The sequence below is a fragment of the Kribbella sp. ALI-6-A genome, from assembly GCF_001984195.1.
Taxonomy (GTDB): Bacteria; Actinomycetota; Actinomycetes; order Propionibacteriales; family Kribbellaceae; genus Kribbella.
Genome location: NZ_MTQN01000012.1, coordinates 2,311,184 through 2,331,042 on the forward strand (window position 1 = coordinate 2,311,184; position 19,859 = coordinate 2,331,042).

Genomic DNA, 19,859 nt, shown 5'->3' on the forward strand with positions numbered 1-19,859 from the left:
GCTTGAACTCCCGTCCTTCCCTCGTCGCTCCGGTCGCTTCGCTCCCTCCACTCCTCAGTCCAGGACGGGAGGCCCCATGACCAGACGAGTTCTCGGTGTCGCCTTCATCGGCTTCCTCTGCTTCCTGCTCTGGCTGACCTACGCCTTTTACGCCAAGGTGTTCACCGACACCGTCGACGTGCAGCTGAAGACCAGCCACATCGGTCTGCAGCTGAACACCCACGCCGACGTCAAGCTGCGCGGCATCATCGTCGGCGAGGTCCGGTCGGTGTCCACCGACGGCGACGAGGCGACGGTGAACCTGTCGCTGAAGCCCGAGCAGGTCAAGGAGATCTCCAGCGCGGTCAGCGCCCGGATCCTGCCCAAGACGCTGTTCGGAGAGAAGTACGTCGCGCTGGTGCCGCCGCCGGAGGGGCAAAAGACCCGGCACATCCGAGCCGGTGACGTGATCGCCCGGGACAAGACCGCGGTCGGCATCGAGATCGAGAAGGTGCTGAACGACGCGCTGCCGCTGCTCCAGGCGGTCGACCCGGCCGACCTGAACGCCACGCTCAACACGCTGGCCACCGCGCTCGAGGGCCGCGGCACCGAGATCGCCGAGACGCTCACCCAGCTCGACGGCTACCTGAAGAAGCTGAACCCGAGCGTCCCGAAGCTGATGGCGGCGCTGGCCAAGCTCACCCAGGTCTCCCAGCTGTACGGCGACGTGACGCCCGACCTGGTCCGTGCCCTGCGCAACCTGACCATCACCGGCAACACGGTGGTGGAGAAGGAGCAGCAGCTGCAGAAGTTCTTCACCGACGTCCAGACCCTGTCCGGTACGGCGAACGGCTTCCTGCGCGAGAACGAGGACCGGGTGATCCGGCTCGGCGAGGTCAGCCGGCCGATCCTCGACCTGCTCGAGCGGTACTCCCCGGAGTTCCCCTGCTTCCTCAAGGTGCTGACCGACACGGCCCCGATCCTGAACGACACGTTCCGCGACGGCGCGCTGCACATCAACCTTGAGCTGATCACCAACCAGCCCACGCCGTACCAGCCGGACGAGACGCCGAAGTACCTGGACAAGCGCGGCCCGACCTGTGTCGGCAAGAACTACAGCCACCCCGGCGCGCACCCCGGCCCGTACAGCCAGGAGAACCCGGCGCCGTACGTCGTCGCCGAGGACGGCACGATCGGCGACCACAACAAGAACGAGCGCTTCCCGCTGAACCTGCAGCTGAACCGCGCGGCCCCGGGCTTCGCCGTCGACACGGGCCCGGCGGGCAGCCCGGCCGAGCAGAAGGTCGTCGGCTCGGTGGTCGGGCCGGCGATGGGCGTGGCGCCCGGTGAGGTGCCCGACCTCACCACGTTGATGGTCGGTCCCCTGATGCGCGGAGGTCAGGTGAATCTGAAATGAAGTTGCTCGACAAGAAGACCTCGATCGACACCGTGCGGCTGGGCATCTTCGTCGTGGTGACCACGATCGCGACCGCGTTGCTGGCGGTCACCATCGGCAACATCAGCTTCACGCCGACCACGACGTACAAGGCGGTCTTCACCGACGTGGTCGGGCTGAACAAGGGTGACGACATCCGGATCGCCGGCGTCCGGGTCGGGCAGGTGGACAAGATCGCGCTCAAGGACGACACACTCGCTCTCGTCACGTTCAGCGTCGACTCCAAACAGGTGCTCGACACCGGCACCCGGGCGACCCTGCGCTACCGCAACCTGGTCGGCAACCGCTACATCGCGCTGACCGAAGGTGTCGGCGGCGGGCAGCGGATGAAGGAGAACGACACCATCGACCAGGACCGGACCGCGCCGGCCCTGGACCTGTCGGTGCTGTTCAACGGGTTCAAGCCGCTGTTCACCGCGCTCACCCCGGCCGACGTGAACCAGTTCGCCTTCGAGGTGATCAAGGTGCTGCAGGGCGAGGGCGGCACGATCGAGAGCCTGCTGGCCCGGACGGCGTCGCTGACCACCACGCTGGCCGACGCCGACCAGGTCGTCGGTGACCTGATCACCAACCTGACGTCGACGTTGCAGATCGTGTCGCAGCGGCAGCAGAACTTCTCCCAGCTGCTGGTCAACCTGCAGCAGTTCATCACCGGCCTGAGCAAGGACATCCAGCCGATCCTCGGTTCGCTCGGCTCGATCAACTCGCTGAACACCAAGACGGCCGGTCTGCTGCAGCAGACCCGGGTGCCGATCAAGGCCGACCTCGACCGGCTCCGGCAGGTCTCCAGCACGCTGGACGACACCCAGGCGATCTGGGTCAAGACCCTGCAGAAGATGCCGACGAAGCTGAACACGATGACCCGGACCGCGTCGTACGGCTCCTGGTTCAACTTCTTCCTCTGCGGCTTCGACGGCAACGTCACCCTGCCGCTCGGCACGCGCATCCCCGTCTCGTACGACAACAACTCGGCGAGGTGTGACCACCCGTGAAGCCCTTCCGCGAGCAGAACCAGCTGACCATCGGCGTGGTCGGCCTGACGGTGATCGGGCTGATCATGCTGGCCGCGTTCAAGGCGCAGGACCTGCCGCTGATCGGCGGCGGCACGAAGTACTCGGCACAGTTCTCCGAGGCCGGCGGGCTGAAGAAGAACGACGAGATCCGGGTGGCCGGCGTCCGGGTCGGGCAGGTCCGCGCGGTCGAGCTCGAGGGCACCCACGTCCGGGTCGACTTCGTGGTGGACCGGGGCGTGAAGCTCGGCGAGCAGACCGGCGCCGAGATGAAGATCAAGACGCTGCTCGGCCAGAAGTACCTCAAGCTGAACCCGGCCGGTCCCGGCGAGCTGAAGCCGGGCGCCGAGATCCCGCTGGAGCGCACGGTCGCGGCGTACGACGTGGTGGACGCGTTCACCGACCTGGCCAACACCACCGAGCGGATCGACACCGCCCAGCTGGCCCGGGCCCTGGACACGCTGTCGACCACCTTCAAGAACACGCCGGAGGAGGTGAAGGCGTCGCTGACCGGGCTGTCCCGGCTGTCCCGCAACGTGGCCAAGCGGGACGAGGAGCTGAAGACCCTGCTCAAGCACTCCGACGTCGTCACCAAGGTGCTGGCCGACCGCAACCAGCAGCTGGTCAAGCTGATGAAGGACGGCAACACCGTGTTCCAGGCGGTGCAGGCCCGCCGGGCGCTGATCCACCAGTTGCTGGTGTCGACGCAGAAGCTGTCCGCGCAGGTGACCGCGCTGGTCCGGGAGAACCGCAAGGACCTGACGCCGACCCTGCAGAAGGTCAACGCGGTGCTCGCGATCCTGATCAAGAATCAGAACGCACTCGACGCGAGCATCAAGGGCCTGGCGCCGTACGCGCGGGTGTTCACGAACACGCTCGGCACCGGGCCGTGGTTCGACACCTACGTGCAGAACCTCGTGCCGGTCCCGGAGATCCCGGTGCCGCCGTTGCTGCCCGGGTTGCCGCCGATCTTGGGTGGTGGCCGATGAAGGTTGCTTCGTTCTCCCGGTTGGTCGCCATCGGCGTCGTGCTGGTGGTGCTGGCGGTCAGCGTGATCTCGCTCTGGCCGAACCCGGAGCGCGTCAGCGCCACGGCGTTCTTCCCGCGGGCGGTCAGCGTCTACCCGGGCTCGGACGTCCGGATCCTCGGGATCAAGGTCGGCGAGGTCGAGAGCGTCACGCCGGCCGGCCGGACCGTCCGGGTGAAGTTCTGGTGGGAGGCCGAGCACAAGGTGCCGGCGAACGCGAAGGCGGTGATCGCGTCGCCGTCGGTGGTCGCCGACCGCTACATCCAGCTGACCCCGGCGTACTCCAAGGGCGCGGTGATGGCCGACGGGGCGCAGATCCCGATCGAGCGGACCGCCGTACCGCTGGAGCTGGACCAGATCTACCAGAGCCTGAACGACCTCTCGGTCGCGCTCGGGCCGAAGGGCGCCAACGACCAGGGCGCGCTGTCGCGGCTGCTCGACGTCTCGGCCGCGAACCTGGACGGCCAGGGCGCCAAGCTGAACCAGACCATCACCGACGTGTCGAAGCTGTCCCAGACGCTCGCGGGCAACTCCAAGAGCCTGTTCGCCACTGTCCGGCAGCTGCAGACGTTCGTCTCCGCGCTGGCCGCGAACGACCAGCTGGTCAAGCAGTTCAACACCAGCTTCGCCGCCACCTCGACCACGCTGGCCGGCGAGCGCAAGGACCTGGCCGCCGCGCTGAGACTGCTGGCCACCGCGCTCGGCGAGGTCGCGTCGTTCGTCAAGGACAACCGGGCGCTGCTGAAGACCACGATCTCCGGAGCGACCGACATCTCGCAGATCCTGGTCAAGGAGAAGGCCGCGCTGGCCGAGATCATCGACACCGCGCCGCTCGGTCTCGGCAACCTGGCCCGCGTCTACAACCCCCAGTTCGGCACGCTGGACCAGCGAATCAACCTGGCGCAGCTGGACGACCCGGCGACCTTCATCTGTTCGCTGCTGATCCAGGTGAACCAGCCGCTGTCGGCGTGCTCCCAGCTCAAGGGGGTCCTCGACGCCCTGCCGAAGCTGCCGCTGCTCAGCCAGCTCACCGGCGGCGCTCCGACCAGCGGCGGCCCAGCCGGTACGCCGTGGGCGCCCGCTCCGGCGCCGAAGCTGCCGACGCCCGACCCGGTCGATCCGTCGCTCGGCGGTCTGTTCCCGGGAGGTGGCCGATGAGACGACGTCGTACGGCGTTCGTGGCGGGCGTGGTCGCGATGGCCACGCTGCTGACCGGCTGCGACTTCAGCGTCTACTCGCTGCCGTTGCCCGGTGGCGCGAAGATCAAGGGCCCGTCGTACACGGTGACGGTGGAGTTCACCGACGTGCTCGACCTGGTGCCGAAGTCGACGGTCAAGGTGGACGACGTCACCGTCGGCACGGTCGAGAAGGTCTGGCTGGACGGGTTCGTGGCGAAGGTCCGGGTCAAGCTGCCGAAGAGCCTGGAGCTGCCTGACAACGCCCGCGCGACGATCCGCCAGACCAGCCTGCTGGGCGAGAAGTTCGTCTCGCTGGCTCCGCCGACCGGCGCCGAGAAGCCGCGCGGCAAGCTGGAGAACGGCGAGCTGATCCCGCTGTCGCACACGACCAGCAACGTCGAGGTCGAGGAAGTCCTGTCGGCGCTGTCGCTGCTGCTGAACGGCGGTGGCGTGGCGCAGCTGCAGATCATCACCCAGGAGCTGAACAAGGCCCTGACCGGCAACGAGCCGGCCATCCGCAGCGTGCTCACCCAGCTGAACACCTTCGTCGGCACCCTCGACGCCAACCGGCAGAAGATCGTCGCCGCGATCACCGCCGTCGACGCGCTGGCCAAGAAGCTGAACGCGCAGAAGGCGACGCTGGCCACGGCGATCGACTCGCTGCCGAAGTCGATCAAGACCCTCGACCAGCAGCGGGCCGCCCTGGTCAAGACGCTGCAGGCGCTGTCCACGCTGGGCAGCACGGCGACCCGGGTGATCACCGCGTCGCAGAAGGACCTGGTGGCCAACCTCCAGTCGCTCTACCCGGTGCTGACCAAGCTCGCCGAGGCGGGACAGAACCTGCCGAAGTCGCTCGAGCTGCTGCTCACCTATCCGTTCCCGGACGCCGCGGCGGACGCCGTCCAGGGTGACTTCACGAACCTGGTGATCACGCTCGACGTGAACACGCAGAAGGCGTTCCAGGGACTGCTCGGGCTGAACCTGCCGACCGTCGGCCCGACCGCGCTGCCGACGGCGAACCTCAGCCTGCCGTTCCGCAACTCGCCCAAGTTCCCGCCGAAGTCGGGCGGCCTGCCTCCGCTGCCGCTGCCGACCGGGACGGCGACCAGCTGCGTCACGCTGCTCGGCCTGCCGGTCTGTACGCCGACGCTGAACCGCCCGGCCTTCGATCCCGAGCTGGCGAAGGTCCTGATGCCGGGGGTGGCGAAGTGATCTCCCGAACCGTCCGGATCCAGCTGATGGTGTTCCTGCTGATCACCGTCGTCGGCATCGCCTACGTCGGTGGCAAGTACGCCCAGATCGACCAGTTGCTGTTCGACGACGACTACACGGTCAGCGCGAGCTTCGCCGAGTCCGGCGGCATCTTCACCGGCGCCGAGGTGACGTACCGCGGGCAGCCGGTCGGCCGCGTCGGGGAGCTGAAGCTGCTCGACGACGGCGTCGAGGTCGATCTGGACATCGACAACAAGGTGAAGATCCCGAACGACCTGGTTGCCGTGGTGGCCAACCGGTCCGCGATCGGCGAGCAGTACGTCGACCTGCAGCCGCGCCGCGACGACGGCCCGTACCTGCAGGACAACTCGAAGATCGCCCGGGCCGACACCGCGCTGCCGATCGACACCACCGAGCTGCTGCTGAACCTCGACCAACTGGTGAACTCGGTCGACAAGAACAGCCTGAAGACCACCGTCAAGGAGCTCGGCGACGCGCTGCGCGGCAAGGGCGGCGACCTGCAGAAGATCATCGACAGCTCCGGGCTGCTGATCGACGACGCCGACGCGAACATCGCCCAGACGATCAAGCTGATCAACGACGGCAACACCGTGCTGGCCACCCAGGTCGCCAGCGGGGACGCGATCCGGACCTGGGCGAAGAACCTGGCGCTGCTGTCGGACACCCTGGTCAGCTCCGACACCGACCTGCGCACGGTGATCGACCAGGGCTCGGGCGCCTCGGAGCAGCTGACCGGCCTCATCTCGGAGAACCGGGCCGACATCGCGGTGCTGCTGGGTAACCTGCTGACGGTGAACGAACTGACCGCGGTCCGGCTGGACGCCGTCGAGCAGTTGCTGGTGGTCTACCCGGCGGTGGCGATGGGCGGGTACGTCGTACCGGCCAAGGACCAGGGGACCGGGCACTACGACGCGCACTTCGGGCTGGTGCTCGGCTTCTCACCACCGGCCTGCCGGGCCGGCTACAACGGGACGGACAAGCGGGTGCCGCAGGACACGACCGACAAGCAGGCCAACACCAAGGCGTCCTGCACGGCCGGACCGAGCACAGGCGTGAACGTGCGCGGCTCGCAGAACAAGCCGTCGCCGTCGTCGCGGCAGAACCTCAACCGGACCGGGTACGGCGTCGGCTACGACCCGGCGACCGGGCAGGCCGGCGGCACCGGCGGGATGCCCGAGCTGGTGCTCGGCTCGACCGGCGGCCAGGCCGACTACCTGGGCTCGGACTCCTGGAAAGCCCTCATCCTCGGACCGGTGACCGGCAAGTGACTTCTTCCTCGACCCGCAGGGGTTCGCTGATCCTGGCCTGGGCACTGAGCGTGCTGCTGATCGTCGCCCTGGCGGCCGCGACGGTCTCGGTGGTGGCGCTGCGGCGGCAGGACACCCGGTCGGAGGACCGAGTCGGCGCGATGCGCGCCGCGCGGCAGCTCGCGCTGGACTTCACGACGTACAAGTACGACACCTGGGACGCGGACGCGCAGCGGGTGCTGAACGAATCGACCGGGCAGTTCAAGGAGGAGTTCCAAGCCGGGTCCAATTCGGTGAAGACCGAGGTGGTGGCGAACAAGGCGACCTCCAAGGGCGACGTGAAGGAGGCCGCGGTGGTGTCGAACGACAAGGACTCCGCGCAGGTGCTGGTGATCGTGAACGCCGTCGTCACCAACACCGCCGCCAAGGACGGCGTCGAGCGGCGCTACCGGATCAAGCTCGACCTGGTCCGCGACGCCGGCCGCTGGCTGACCGCCGACCTGCAGGTGGTGGGCTGATGGCCCGCAAGATCGCCGGCCAGCGGCGTCGTGAGAAGCCGGTCGCCGTCAGTGACGAGGTCGTCGAAGAGGAAGTACAAGAAGTCCAAGAAGTAGAAGTCGCGAAAGTAGAGAAGAAAGAAGAGAAGGCCGAACCCGCTGCCTCGCGCAGGGTGAGCTCTGTACTCACTGTGAGCTTGGCGGCGCTGATCGTGCTCGTGCTGGCTCTGGCCGGCGTCCTGGGGCTGAAGGCGTGGCGCGGCCAGGAGGCCGAGGAGGCGCGCGGAGCGGCAGCGAACGCTGGCCGGCAGGCAGCCGAGACCGCGCTCAGCTACGACTACCGGACGCTGGACAAGAGCTTCGCCGCCGCCCGGGCGACGATGACGCCGGAGTTCGCGGGCAAGTTCGACGAGACCGCGAAGGTGGCCGGCGAGCTGGCCACCAAGACCAAGGCCACGGTCCGCGCCGAGGTGCGCGAGGTCGGCGTCCGCGACGGCGACGCGAACCGGGTCACGCTGATCATCTTCGTGAACCAGACCACCACGAGCACGATCACCCAGGGCAAACCACGGGTGGATCTGAACCGGACCCGGTTCACGATGGTCCGAAACGGCTCGCGATGGCTGGTCCAGGAGATCGCCGGACTGTAGTCTGCTGGTGACTGAGGACAGGTCGACCGGGTGGCTCGCGGGTGTCTCCCGCTGGAGATCCCGGGTCGGTCCTTGACTGAGTGGGTGGTCCGACGGCATAGTGTTGGACCCCATTGGACAGTCTTGCCCTGATCGGGTAACCTATTGCTTTGCGCTGCCTTTACTCCTACCCCTGGCTCAGGTCAAGACTTGACTAGGGCGGCTCGGCATGCGCTCCCAGCACCGAAGTGCCAGCATTGATTGTTACTTTGCGAGCCCGTGGAAGGACGCCCCTTGGTCGCCTCGCGCAACCCCCAGTCCGACAGTTTTACCGACGTTTCCACTTCCCGCCGCATCTCCTTCGCGAAGATCTCCTCACCCATCGAGGTGCCGGATCTTCTTGCGTTGCAGGTGGACAGTTTCGACTGGCTGGTCGGGAACGAAACCTGGCAGGCCCGGGTGGCCGCCGCCGAGGCAGAGGGACGGTCCGATCTGTCCGGACCCTCGGGCCTGGAGGAGATCTTCGAGGAGATCTCCCCGATCGAGGACTTCAGCGGCACCATGTCGCTGTCGTTCCGCGACCACCGCTTCGAGCCCCCGAAGAACACGGTCGACGAGTGCAAGGAGCGCGACGTCACGTACTCCGCGCCGCTGTTCGTCACGGCCGAGTTCATGAACAACGAGACCGGCGAGATCAAGAGCCAGACCGTCTTCATGGGTGACTTCCCACTGATGACGCGTAAGGGCACCTTCGTGATCAACGGCACCGAGCGTGTCGTGGTGTCCCAGCTCGTCCGCTCGCCCGGTGTGTACTTCGAGCGCACGCCGGACAAGACGTCGGACAAGGACATCTTCACCGCCAAGATCATCCCGTCGCGCGGCGCGTGGCTGGAGTTCGAGGTCGACAAGCGTGACCTGGTGGGCGTGCGGCTGGACCGCAAGCGCAAGCAGAACGTCACCGTGCTGCTCAAGGCGCTCGGCTGGACCGACGCGCAGATCCTCGAGGAGTTCGGCGAGTACGAGTCGATCCGGCTCACCCTGGAGAAGGACCACACCTCCGGGCAGGACGACGCGCTGCTCGACATCTACCGTAAGCTGCGCCCGGGCGAACCGCCGACGCGCGAGGCCGCGCAGGCGCTGCTGGACAACTACTACTTCAACGGCAAGCGCTACGACCTGGCCAAGGTCGGCCGGTACAAGATCAACAAGAAGCTGGGCCGCGACGAGCAGCACGACACCGCCGTGCTGACGATCAACGACATCGTCGCCACGATCAAGTACCTGGTCGCGCTGCACGAGGGCAAGACCGAGCTGGCCGCGCCGACCGGTGAGATCGTCGTCGAAGAGGACGACATCGACCACTTCGGCAACCGCCGTCTGCGCACGGTCGGCGAGCTGATCCAGAACCAGCTGCGCACCGGCCTGGCCCGGATGGAGCGCGTGGTCCGCGAGCGGATGACGACCCAGGACGTCGAGGCGATCACGCCGCAGACCCTGATCAACATCCGCCCGGTGGTCGCGGCGCTGAAGGAGTTCTTCGGAACCTCCCAGCTGTCGCAGTTCATGGACCAGACCAACCCGATCGCGGGCCTGACCCACAAGCGCCGCCTGTCGGCGCTGGGCCCGGGTGGTCTGAGCCGTGAGCGGGCCGGCTTCGAGGTCCGCGACGTGCACCCGTCCCACTACGGCCGGATGTGCCCGATCGAGACCCCGGAAGGCCCGAACATCGGCCTGATCGGCTCGCTGGCGACCTACGGCCGGGTGAACGCGTTCGGCTTCGTCGAGACGCCGTACCGCAAGGTCGTCGACGGCAAGGTCACCGACCAGGTCGACTACCTGACCGCCGACGAGGAGGACCGGTTCGTCATCGCGCAGGCCAACGCCGCGCTGACCGACGACGACCGGTTCGCCGAGGAGCGGGTGCTGGTCCGCCGGCGCCACGGTGAGGTCGAGCTCGTGCTGGTCGAGGACGTGGACTACATGGACGTCAGCCCGCGCCAGATGGTGTCGGTCGCGACGGCGATGATCCCGTTCCTCGAGCACGACGACGCCAACCGCGCGCTGATGGGCTCCAACATGCAGCGCCAGGCCGTGCCGCTGATCACCGCGGACGCTCCGCTGGTCGGCACCGGCATGGAGTACCGCGGTGCGGTCGACGCCGGTGACGTGCTGGTGTCGGAGAAGGCGGGTGTGATCAAGGAGGTCTCGGCCGACCTGATCGAGGTCGCCGCCGACGACGGCACCTACCAGACCTACCGGCTGGCCAAGTTCCGTCGCTCCAACCAGGGCACCTGCATCAACCAGCGTCCGCTGGTCGACGCCGGGCAGCGGGTCGAGGTCGGCTCGCCGCTGGCCGACGGTCCGTGCACGGACGAGGGCGAGATGGCGCTCGGCCGCAACCTGCTCGTGGCGTTCATGCCGTGGGAGGGTCACAACTACGAGGACGCGATCATCCTCAGCCAGCGCGTCGTGCAGCAGGACCTGCTGACCTCGATTCACATCGAGGAGCACGAGGTCGACGCTCGCGACACCAAGCTGGGCCCGGAGGAGATCACCCGCGACATCCCCAACGTCTCCGACGAGATGCTGGCGGACCTGGACGAGCGGGGCATCATCCGGATCGGCGCCGAGGTCACCACCGGTGACATCCTGGTCGGCAAGGTGACGCCGAAGGGCGAGACCGAGCTGACCCCGGAGGAGCGGCTGCTGCGCGCGATCTTCGGTGAGAAGGCCCGCGAGGTGCGCGACACCTCGCTGAAGGTCCCGCACGGTGAGAACGGAACCGTCATCGGGGTCCGCGTCTTCGACCGCGACAACGGCGACGAGCTGCCGCCGGGCGTGAACCAGCTGGTCCGCGTGTACGTCGCGCAGAAGCGCAAGATCTCGGTCGGCGACAAGCTCGCCGGACGCCACGGCAACAAGGGCGTCATCTCCAAGATCCTGCCGGTCGAGGACATGCCGTTCATGGAGGACGGCACCCAGGTCGACATCATCCTGAACCCGCTGGGCGTGCCCGGCCGGATGAACGTCGGTCAGGTCCTCGAGACGCACCTGGGCTGGGTCGCCAGCCGTGGCTGGAAGGTCGACCCGGACAGCCCGGAGGAGTGGGCGCAGCGGCTGATCAAGATCGGCGCCGGCGAGGCCCCGCCGATGACGAACGTCGCCACCCCGGTCTTCGACGGCGCCAAGGAGGAGGAGGTCACCGGCCTGCTCGGCTCCACGCTGCCGAACCGCGACGGCGACCGGATGGTCGACAGCACCGGCAAGGCCCGGCTGTTCGACGGCCGCTCCGGCGAGCCGTTCCCCGAGCCGGTCGGCGTCGGCTACATGTACATGCTGAAGCTGCACCACCTGGTGGACGACAAGATCCACGCCCGCTCGACCGGTCCGTACTCGATGATCACGCAGCAGCCGCTGGGTGGTAAGGCGCAGTTCGGTGGTCAGCGGTTCGGCGAGATGGAGGTGTGGGCCCTCGAGGCCTACGGTGCCGCCTTCGCGCTGCAGGAGTTGCTGACGATCAAGTCGGACGACGTGGTCGGCCGGGTCAAGGTGTACGAAGCGATCGTCAAGGGCGAGAACATCCCGGAGCCGGGTATCCCGGAGTCCTTCAAGGTTCTGGTCAAGGAAATGCAGTCCCTGTGTCTGAATGTTGAGGTGCTCTCGTCCGACGGAAGCCGGGTCGAGATGCGCGACAGCGAAGAGGACGTCTTCCGCGCTGCGGAGGAACTGGGGATCGACCTGTCCCGGCGTGAGCCGAACAGCGTCGAGGAGGTCTGAGCGGGTTGCCGCTTGAGATCAACAGCCAACTCACTCAGACCATTTTTACAATCGGGAGATAACACATCGTGCTCGACGTGAACTTCTTCGACGAGCTTCGGATCGGCCTTGCGACCGCGGATGAAATCCGCCAGTGGTCGCACGGTGAGGTCAAGAAGCCCGAGACGATCAACTACCGGACGCTCAAGCCGGAGCGTGACGGTCTGTTCTGCGAGAAGATCTTCGGTCCCACCCGGGACTGGGAGTGCTACTGCGGCAAGTACAAGCGCGTTCGGTTCAAGGGCATCATCTGTGAGCGGTGTGGCGTAGAGGTCACCCGCCAGAAGGTGCGCCGTGAGCGGATGGGCCACATCGAGCTGGCCGCGCCGGTCACCCACATCTGGTACTTCAAGGGTGTGCCGTCGCGACTGGGCTACCTGCTCGACCTCGCCCCGAAGGACCTGGAGAAGGTCATCTACTTCGCGGCGTACATGATCACCGACGTCGACGAAGAGGCGCGGCACCGCGACCTCGCGTCGCTGGAGGGCCGGACCGACGTCGAGCGCAAGCAGCTCGAGAACCGGCGCGACAACGACATCGAGACCCGGATGAAGAAGCTCGAGGAGGACCTGGCGCAGCTCGAGGCCGAGGGCGCCAAGGCCGACGTCCGGCGCAAGGTCAAGGAAGGCGCCGAGCGTGAGGTCAAGCAGCTGCGCGACCGTGCGCAGCGCGAGATCGACCGCCTCGACGAGGTCTGGACCCGGTTCAAGAACCTGAAGGTCCAGGACCTCGAGGGCGACGAGATCCTCTACCGCGCCATGAAGGAGCGGTTCGGCAAGTACTTCGAGGGCGCGATGGGTGCGGCCGCGATCCAGCGCCGGCTGCAGACCTTCGACCTGAAGGCCGAGGCCGACAACCTGCGCGAGACGATCAAGACCGGCAAGGGCCAGCGCAAGACCCGCGCCCTGAAGCGGCTCAAGGTCGTCACCGCGTTCCTGGCCACGAACAACAGCCCGATGGGCATGGTGCTCGACTGCGTCCCGGTGATCCCGCCGGACCTGCGGCCGATGGTCCAGCTCGACGGTGGCCGGTTCGCCACCTCCGACCTGAACGACCTGTACCGCCGGGTGATCAACCGCAACAACCGGCTCAAGCGGCTGCTCGACCTGGGCGCGCCGGAGATCATCGTCAACAACGAGAAGCGGATGCTGCAGGAGGCCGTCGACGCGCTGTTCGACAACGGCCGCCGTGGGCGTCCGGTCACCGGCCCGGGCAACCGGCCGCTGAAGTCGCTGTCCGACATGCTCAAGGGCAAGCAGGGTCGCTTCCGTCAGAACCTGCTGGGCAAGCGCGTCGACTACTCCGGCCGTTCGGTCATCGTGGTCGGCCCGCAGCTCAAGCTGCACCAGTGCGGTCTGCCGAAGGCGATGGCGCTGGAGCTGTTCAAGCCGTTCGTGATGAAGCGGCTGGTCGACCTCAACCACGCGCAGAACATCAAGTCCGCCAAGCGGATGGTCGAGCGTCAGCGCGCCCAGGTCTGGGACGTGCTGGAAGAGGTCATCACCGAGCACCCGGTCCTGCTGAACCGTGCACCCACCCTGCACCGGCTCGGCATCCAGGCGTTCGAGCCGCAGCTGATCGAGGGCAAGGCGATCCAGATCCACCCGCTCGTCTGCTCCGCGTTCAACGCGGACTTCGACGGTGACCAGATGGCGGTGCACCTGCCGCTGTCGGCCGAGGCCCAGGCCGAGGCGCGGATCCTGATGCTGTCGACGAACAACATCCTCAAGCCGGCCGACGGCCGTCCGGTCACGATGCCGACGCAGGACATGATCATCGGCATCTACTTCCTGACGATGCTGAAGGAAGGCGTCAAGGGCGAGGGCCGGGCGTTCGGTTCGGTCGCCGAGGCACTGATGGCCTTCGACCGCGGCGAGCTGTCGCTGCAGGCGAAGATCACGCTGCGCCTCGACGAGGCGGCCGCGCCGGAGAACGCGCTGCCGCTGGCCAACGGCGGGTTCTCGCTGGAGACGACGCTGGGCCGCGCCCTGTTCAACGAGGCGCTGCCGAGCGACTACACCTTCGTGGACGCCGAGGTCGGCAAGAAGCAGCTGGGCTCGATCGTCAACGACCTGGCCGAGCGCTACTCCAAGGTCCAGGTGGCCAACTGCCTGGACGCGCTGAAGGACCTCGGTTTCCGCTGGGCCACCCGCTCGGGTGTCACGGTGTCGATCGACGACTTCAGCACGCCGCCGAGCAAGCCGGAGATCATGGCTCGCTACGAGTCGCAGGCCGAGAAGGTCCAGAAGCAGTTCGAGCGGGGTCTGATCACCTCGTCCGAGCGGCGTCAGGAGCTGATCGAGATCTGGACCGGAGCCAACGCCGAGGTCGGCAAGGCGATGGAGGAGAACTTCGAGAAGGCCAACCCGATCTGGATGATGGTCCACTCGGGTGCCCGAGGCAACATGATGCAGATCCGGCAGATCGCCGGTATGCGTGGCCTGGTGGCCAACCCGAAGGGCGAGATCATCGCCCGGCCGATCAAGTCCAACTTCCGTGAGGGCCTGTCGGTGGTCGAGTACTTCATCGCCACCCACGGTGCGCGCAAGGGTCTGGCCGACACCGCGCTGCGGACCGCCGACTCCGGGTACCTGACCCGTCGTCTGGTGGACGTCTCGCAGGACGTGATCATCCGCGAGGAGGACTGCGGCACCGAGCGTGGCCTGCCGAAGAAGATCGGCGAGCCGGGTCCGGACGGCCGTACCGTGCACGCCGAGAACGTCGAGACCAGCGCGTACGCACGCACCCTGGCCCAGGACGTGACCGGTCGCGACGGCACCGTCGTACTGACCGCGGGCAGCGACCTGGGCGACGTGTCCATCGCGGCCCTGGTCGAGGCCGGCGTCGAGGAGGTCAAGGTCCGCTCCGTGCTGACCTGTGACGCCAAGACGGGGACCTGCGCGAAGTGCTACGGGCGTTCGCTGGCGACCGGTAAGACGGTCGACATCGGTGAGGCCGTCGGCATCATCGCGGCGCAGTCCATCGGTGAGCCCGGTACGCAGCTGACGATGCGGACCTTCCACACCGGTGGTGTCGCGGGTGATGACATCACCCACGGTCTGCCGCGTGTGGTCGAGCTCTTCGAGGCCCGCCAGCCCAAGGGCAAGGCGCCGATCGGCGAAGCGGCCGGCCGGATCACGATCGAGGACACCGACAAGACCCGCAAGCTGGTGCTCACCCCGGACGACGGTTCCGAGGAGGTCGCCTACCCGGTGTCGAAGCGGGCCCGGTTGCTGGTCGAGGACGGTCAGCACGTCGAGGTCGGTCAGCAGCTGACGCAGGGTACGCCCGACCCGCAGGAAGTGCTGCGGATCCTGGGTGTGCGCAAGGCGCAGGAGCACCTGGTCGACGAGGTCCAGGCCGTGTACCGGTCGCAGGGTGTGGCCATCCACGACAAGCACATCGAGATCATCGTCCGGCAGATGCTGCGCCGGGTCACGGTGATCGAGTCGGGCGAGGCCAACCTGCTGCCCGGTGAGCTCGCCGACCGGATCATGTTCGAGGCGGAGAACCGTCGCGTCGTGGCCGAGGGCGGTACGCCGGCCTCGGGTCGTCCGGTGCTGATGGGGATCACCAAGGCGTCGCTCGCGACCGAGTCGTGGCTGTCGGCCGCCTCCTTCCAGGAGACGACCCGGGTCCTGACCGAGGCCGCGATCCACGGCAAGTCCGACTCGCTGGTCGGTCTGAAGGAGAACGTGATCATCGGAAAGCTGATCCCGGCGGGTACCGGCATGGACCGTTACCGCAACATCCGGGTGGAGCCCACCGAGGAGGCGAAGGCCGCGATGTACTCGATGGTCGGCTACGAGTCGTACGACTACGACTTCGGGCCGTCCGCCGGGCAGTCGGTCCCGCTGGACGACTTCGACCTCGGTTCCTACAAGAACTGAGCCGAAGCCCCACACACCGCCGAGGGCGGCACTCCCACCAGGGGTGCCGCCCTCGCGGCGTTGGAGGCACGATGAGCTATGGCCGAGAACAAGACCGCCCGGACCGATGCGAGTGTCGAGGAGTTCCTCGCGTCGGTGCCGCCGCCGCGGCGGGCCGACGCGCTCGCCGTCAACGAACTGCTGACCGAGGTGACCGGGCTCGAGCCGGCGATGTGGGGACCGGCGATCGTCGGATTCGGTGAACGGCACCTGGTCTACGCCAGTGGCCGCGAGCTCGACTGGTTCGAGGTCGGATTCTCGCCGCGCCAGCAGGCCACGACGCTCTACCTGACCGAGGGTTTCGAGGGGTACGACGAACTGCTCGGACGGCTCGGACCGCACAGCACGGGCAAGTCGTGCTTGTACCTCAAACGCTTGTCTGCGGTGAATTCCGGCGTGTTGACCGAATTGCTGCGACGGTCTGTGGAGCATGTTCGGGGTGGCGGGTGAAAGTGTCCTCCCGATAGGCCAAGATGACTCCATGACGGATCTCCCGCCCTACCTGCGGCCCTTTGTTCTGCCGGTCGCCGATGCCGGGGAGGTGCGGGTGGAACGGGTCGGTCAGGTCGACCTCTACCACCCGGCCGGCACCGCGCGGACGGGCGCGATCCTCTTTGTGCACGGGGGTCCTGGGCCTGCCGGCCTCGAGGTGTCACCTCGGGACTGGCCGGTGTACCAGGGATACGCGACCGCGGCTGCCCAGCGCGGTCTGGTGGCTGCTGTGGTCGAGCACGGACTGATCCGTGGCCTCGACCAGCTGGTGGCCGCTGCCGACGACGTGGAGGCCGCCGTCGGAGTTCTCCGGGCCGACCCACGGGTGGATCCGGGGCGCGTCGCGCTCTGGTTCTTCTCGGGGGCCGGACTGCTCGCGGGGGAGTGGCTGGACAGCCGGCCGGACTGGCTGCGCTGCCTGCTGCTGACCTACCCCCTGCTCGCCACCCCGCCCGGTGTCGACGAACTGGTCAACGCTGCCGAAGTGATCGGCAGGTACGACCAGGGCGGTGGGGCAGCAAGTTCAGACCTGCCGGTGCTGCTGACCAGGGTCGGCCGCGAGCGCGCCGAGCTCGCCGGTCCGGTCGCGGAGTTCGTCTCCGCCGGTGGCGCCGCGCTGGACATCATCGACGTACCGAAAGGGCAACACGGCTTCGACATGCTCGACCACACCGAAGAATCCCGCGCCGCGGTCACCAAGGCGCTGGACTGGGCCATCGCCCACCTGGGCGAGGATCCCACCGCGACCTCCACCTCCACCTCCACCCTCCCGATCCCGACTCCGACCACCACCACGACGTCCCCGGTGAGCCCCGTCAGCTCCCCGGTGGCGAAGGCGACCACCACCGTCACGAAGACTCCGCCGGCCCCGAAGGCACCAGCAGTGGAAACGATCAGCACCGCACCTGACCTCACAGCTGTGGTGGCCACCGCGTTCTCGTTCGACACCCCGGCGACCCGGGTGGTGGACCGGGAGCACGCGACGTACGCGGCGCACGATCTCGAAGCGTTCCTCGCGTTGTACTCGCCGACGGCCCAGCTCCAGTTCGCCGACGGGACCGTGCTGCGCGGACGCCGGTCGCTGCGCGAGCACTACCGGCCGCTGTTCGAGGCGGGCCGGTGCAAGACCGAGCTGCAGCAGCGGATGATGCTGGGAGAGTGGGTGGTGGAGCAGTCCGTCCATCACGACTCCGACCAGGGTCCGGTGCCGACGATCGTGCTGTACCGCGTCCAGGACGGACTGATCGTCGAGGTCCGCTTCCTTGCTTGACCATCTCCACGAGCTCGACCGCACCGCGGCGGAACTGGCGGCGGCGTTCGACGCCGTCGACCCGGCCGCCGCGGTGCCGAGCTGCCCGGGCTGGACGATCGCCGATCTGGCCCTGCACATCGGGGCCGGCCAACGCTGGTCGGCGTCGGTCCTGCTCTCCGGCCGCGAGCAGCGCCGGCCGGAGGTGCTGCGCACCACGATCTCCTGGGCCGACTGGTACGCCGGTACGACGGCCGCCCTGCTCGCCGCCATCCGCGCCGTCGACCCCGACGAACCCTGCTGGAACTTCGCCCCCGTCGATCAGCGCGCCGGCTTCTGGACCCGCCGCCGTCTGCACGAGACCGCCGTTCACCTCGTCGACGCCCTGCAAGCCGCCGACGGTACGACGACCGGCGACGTGATCCCGCCGGAGGTCGCGGCCGACGGGGTCGACGAAGTGTTCGAGGTGTTCGTGCCTCGGGTGCTGGAGCGTGGTTTCGCGCCGGCGGTGACCCGGCCGCTCGGCGTACGGGCGATCGACACCGGGGACACGTGGACCCTCACCCCACGGGCGGAGGGCGAGCCGCCGCAGCTCGAGCGCGGCAACGCCGATGGCGAGGCGGTCCTGTCCGCCAATGCCTCCGATCTCCTGCTCTGCCTGTGGAAACGGCTGCCCGCCGACCGGCTCACCGTCGAAGGTGATCGGCAGGTCGCCGCCGCGTTCCTCGCCGAGCGCGTGACTTCCTAGGTCATCACACCCAGCCGACGCGGCTTCCACCCCGGGAACACCTTGCCCGCTTGGGCTTCGGACAGTCCCAGCCGGCCCATCACGACGTCCGACAGCACGTCGCGGTAGTCGTTCGTACCCGGCACGTCGCCCTGGTCGAGCACCTTCGGGTCGAGTCCCTCCCAGCGGCCGTGCACGCCGCCCTTGACCCGGCCACCGAGGACCAGTGCCACCCCGCCGTGCCCGTGGTCCGCGCCGCTGTTGCCGTTCTGCTCGACCCGCCGGCCGAACTCGCTCATCGTCACGACGGTCGTGTTCTCGAGTTCGGGACCGAGTTCCGCGGTGAACGCGGCCAGCCCTTCGGCCACGGTCTTCAGCGATCTGGTCAGGTCGCCGTTGTCGACGGTGCCGATGTCGGTGTGCATGTCCCACCCGCCGAGGTCGACCGCCGCGACCCGCACGCCGGCCTTGTTCTTGATCAGCTGCGCGAGCGTCGCCAGGCTCGCCCCGAAGTCACCCTCGGGGTAGCCACGATCCTTCGGCTGGGTCTGGATCGCCTGCTGGTAGCCCTGCGCTTTGGCCGAGGCCTGCAACGCGGCGAGTCCCTGGACACCGAGCGGGTGGTCGATCCCGGTGTAGAGCGTCTCCAGCGCCTTCAGCGTCTGCGGCGCGACGCCGTCGATCCCCTTGACCGCGAAGTCCTTCAGCGAGGTCAGCATCACCGGGTTGGTCGGCCCGAGCAGCGACCGCGTCATCCGCGCGCCGATCCCGAGCCCGCGGAACGTCGTACCGGGGCCCAGTTCGGCGATCACCCGGTCGAGCCAGCCGGACTGGACCGACGACCGGGCGGCACCACCACGCTCGAGACAGTCCTGCGCCTGGAAGTGACTGCGGGTCAGGTCCGGCGTCGACACCGCCGGTACGGCGGCCAGCCGGCCCGACGTGATCAGCGGTGTCAACGGCGCCAGCGCAGGGTGCAGTCCGAAGCCGCGCTGGAACGGCAGCAGGGACGCACCCCGTACGGCGATGCCCGGCCGTGCCTTCAGCAGGTCGGGGTCGTCGGCCGGGACGAGAACCGACAGCCCGTCCATCCCGCCACGCAGGAAGATCACCACGAGCGTGCCGGTCGGGTCGGCACCCTCGGCCGCCCAGGAGATGCGCGTCGTGACCAGTTGGTCGGCGACCGCCGCGACGCCGACTCCCAAACCGCCGGCGAGCAGACGGCGACGGGTGAACCCGCGACTCCACTTCTCCCGGCGCTGGTCCACCTCGGTGGAGACCGCGGCCGCCTGTGCTCGTACGGCGGCGTCGGCAGGTGTCGGTCCGAGCCGTTGCCAGTCGGGACAGTCAGGGTGCAGCGACGACAGCGTTTCCGAATGCTTCATTCGAG

At 68.0% G+C, this 19,859-nt stretch carries 14 protein-coding genes; 13 read left to right on the top strand and 1 reads right to left on the bottom strand.

What is annotated here, in order from left to right; all coding sequences use genetic code 11:
- Positions 1-76: 76 nt before the first annotated feature.
- From BWI15_RS37590 to BWI15_RS37650, 13 genes are all read left to right on the top strand, one after another.
- The gene (locus BWI15_RS37590) at positions 77-1,396 is read left to right on the top strand and encodes an MCE family protein (protein WP_077019214.1); all 1,320 of its coding nucleotides are present in this window, start codon (positions 77-79) and stop codon (positions 1,394-1,396) included.
- Positions 1,393-2,427 (top strand): MCE family protein, encoded by a 1,035-nt coding sequence (locus tag BWI15_RS37595; RefSeq protein WP_077019215.1) that lies wholly within the window; start codon positions 1,393-1,395, stop codon positions 2,425-2,427. Before BWI15_RS37590 ends, BWI15_RS37595 begins: the two co-directional genes overlap by 4 nt.
- Positions 2,424-3,434, top strand: a complete 1,011-nt coding sequence (locus tag BWI15_RS37600) for an MCE family protein (RefSeq protein ID WP_077019216.1) — start codon at positions 2,424-2,426, stop codon at positions 3,432-3,434. The genes BWI15_RS37595 and BWI15_RS37600 overlap by 4 nt, the downstream gene beginning before the upstream one ends.
- Positions 3,431-4,630, top strand: a complete 1,200-nt coding sequence (locus BWI15_RS37605) for an MCE family protein (RefSeq protein ID WP_077019217.1) — start codon at positions 3,431-3,433, stop codon at positions 4,628-4,630. Before BWI15_RS37600 ends, BWI15_RS37605 begins: the two co-directional genes overlap by 4 nt.
- Positions 4,627-5,862: an MCE family protein gene (locus tag BWI15_RS37610; protein WP_077019218.1), complete on the top strand. Its 1,236-nt coding sequence runs from the start codon at positions 4,627-4,629 to the stop codon at positions 5,860-5,862. Before BWI15_RS37605 ends, BWI15_RS37610 begins: the two co-directional genes overlap by 4 nt.
- Positions 5,859-7,151 (top strand): MCE family protein, encoded by a 1,293-nt coding sequence (locus tag BWI15_RS37615; protein ID WP_077019219.1) that lies wholly within the window; start codon positions 5,859-5,861, stop codon positions 7,149-7,151. The genes BWI15_RS37610 and BWI15_RS37615 overlap by 4 nt, the downstream gene beginning before the upstream one ends.
- Positions 7,148-7,648: a hypothetical protein gene (locus BWI15_RS37620; RefSeq protein ID WP_077019220.1), complete on the top strand. Its 501-nt coding sequence runs from the start codon at positions 7,148-7,150 to the stop codon at positions 7,646-7,648. Before BWI15_RS37615 ends, BWI15_RS37620 begins: the two co-directional genes overlap by 4 nt.
- Positions 7,649-7,818: 170 nt before the next feature.
- On the top strand, positions 7,819-8,277 hold the full coding sequence (locus BWI15_RS37625) for a hypothetical protein (RefSeq protein ID WP_237771622.1): 459 nt from the start codon (positions 7,819-7,821) through the stop codon (positions 8,275-8,277).
- A 273-nt stretch (positions 8,278-8,550) separates the two neighbouring features.
- Positions 8,551-12,033: a DNA-directed RNA polymerase subunit beta gene (gene rpoB, locus BWI15_RS37630; RefSeq protein WP_077019222.1), complete on the top strand. Its 3,483-nt coding sequence runs from the start codon at positions 8,551-8,553 to the stop codon at positions 12,031-12,033.
- A gap of 68 nt (positions 12,034-12,101) precedes the next feature.
- Positions 12,102-15,962 carry a DNA-directed RNA polymerase subunit beta' gene (locus tag BWI15_RS37635; protein WP_077019223.1) on the top strand — a complete coding sequence of 1,287 codons (3,861 nt, stop codon included), beginning with the start codon at positions 12,102-12,104 and terminating at the stop codon, positions 15,960-15,962.
- 78 nt (positions 15,963-16,040) lie between these two features.
- Positions 16,041-16,451 (top strand): DUF1801 domain-containing protein, encoded by a 411-nt coding sequence (locus BWI15_RS37640; RefSeq protein ID WP_077019224.1) that lies wholly within the window; start codon positions 16,041-16,043, stop codon positions 16,449-16,451.
- Between the two features lie 31 nt (positions 16,452-16,482).
- Complete coding sequence (locus BWI15_RS37645; RefSeq protein WP_077019225.1) at positions 16,483-17,763, top strand: nuclear transport factor 2 family protein; 1,281 nt, start codon at positions 16,483-16,485, stop codon at positions 17,761-17,763.
- On the top strand, positions 17,756-18,490 hold the full coding sequence (locus BWI15_RS37650; protein WP_077019226.1) for a maleylpyruvate isomerase N-terminal domain-containing protein: 735 nt from the start codon (positions 17,756-17,758) through the stop codon (positions 18,488-18,490). The genes BWI15_RS37645 and BWI15_RS37650 overlap by 8 nt, the downstream gene beginning before the upstream one ends.
- Here BWI15_RS37650 and BWI15_RS37655 read toward each other — a convergent pair.
- Positions 18,487-19,854, bottom strand: coding sequence for a DUF1501 domain-containing protein (locus BWI15_RS37655; protein ID WP_077019227.1), 1,368 nt, complete (start codon positions 19,852-19,854; stop codon positions 18,487-18,489). The genes BWI15_RS37650 and BWI15_RS37655 overlap by 4 nt on opposite strands.
- Positions 19,855-19,859: the final 5 nt, after the last annotated feature.

Coding starts and splice junctions, on each gene's coding strand:
- BWI15_RS37590 (WP_077019214.1), top strand. CDS start 77: ATGACCAGACGAGTTCTCGGTGTCGCCTTCATCGGCTTCCTCTGCTTC.
- BWI15_RS37595 (WP_077019215.1), top strand. CDS start 1,393: ATGAAGTTGCTCGACAAGAAGACCTCGATCGACACCGTGCGGCTGGGC.
- BWI15_RS37605 (WP_077019217.1), top strand. CDS start 3,431: ATGAAGGTTGCTTCGTTCTCCCGGTTGGTCGCCATCGGCGTCGTGCTG.
- BWI15_RS37610 (WP_077019218.1), top strand. CDS start 4,627: ATGAGACGACGTCGTACGGCGTTCGTGGCGGGCGTGGTCGCGATGGCC.
- BWI15_RS37640 (WP_077019224.1), top strand. CDS start 16,041: ATGGCCGAGAACAAGACCGCCCGGACCGATGCGAGTGTCGAGGAGTTC.
- BWI15_RS37645 (WP_077019225.1), top strand. CDS start 16,483: ATGACGGATCTCCCGCCCTACCTGCGGCCCTTTGTTCTGCCGGTCGCC.
- BWI15_RS37655 (WP_077019227.1), bottom strand. CDS start 19,854: ATGAAGCATTCGGAAACGCTGTCGTCGCTGCACCCTGACTGTCCCGAC.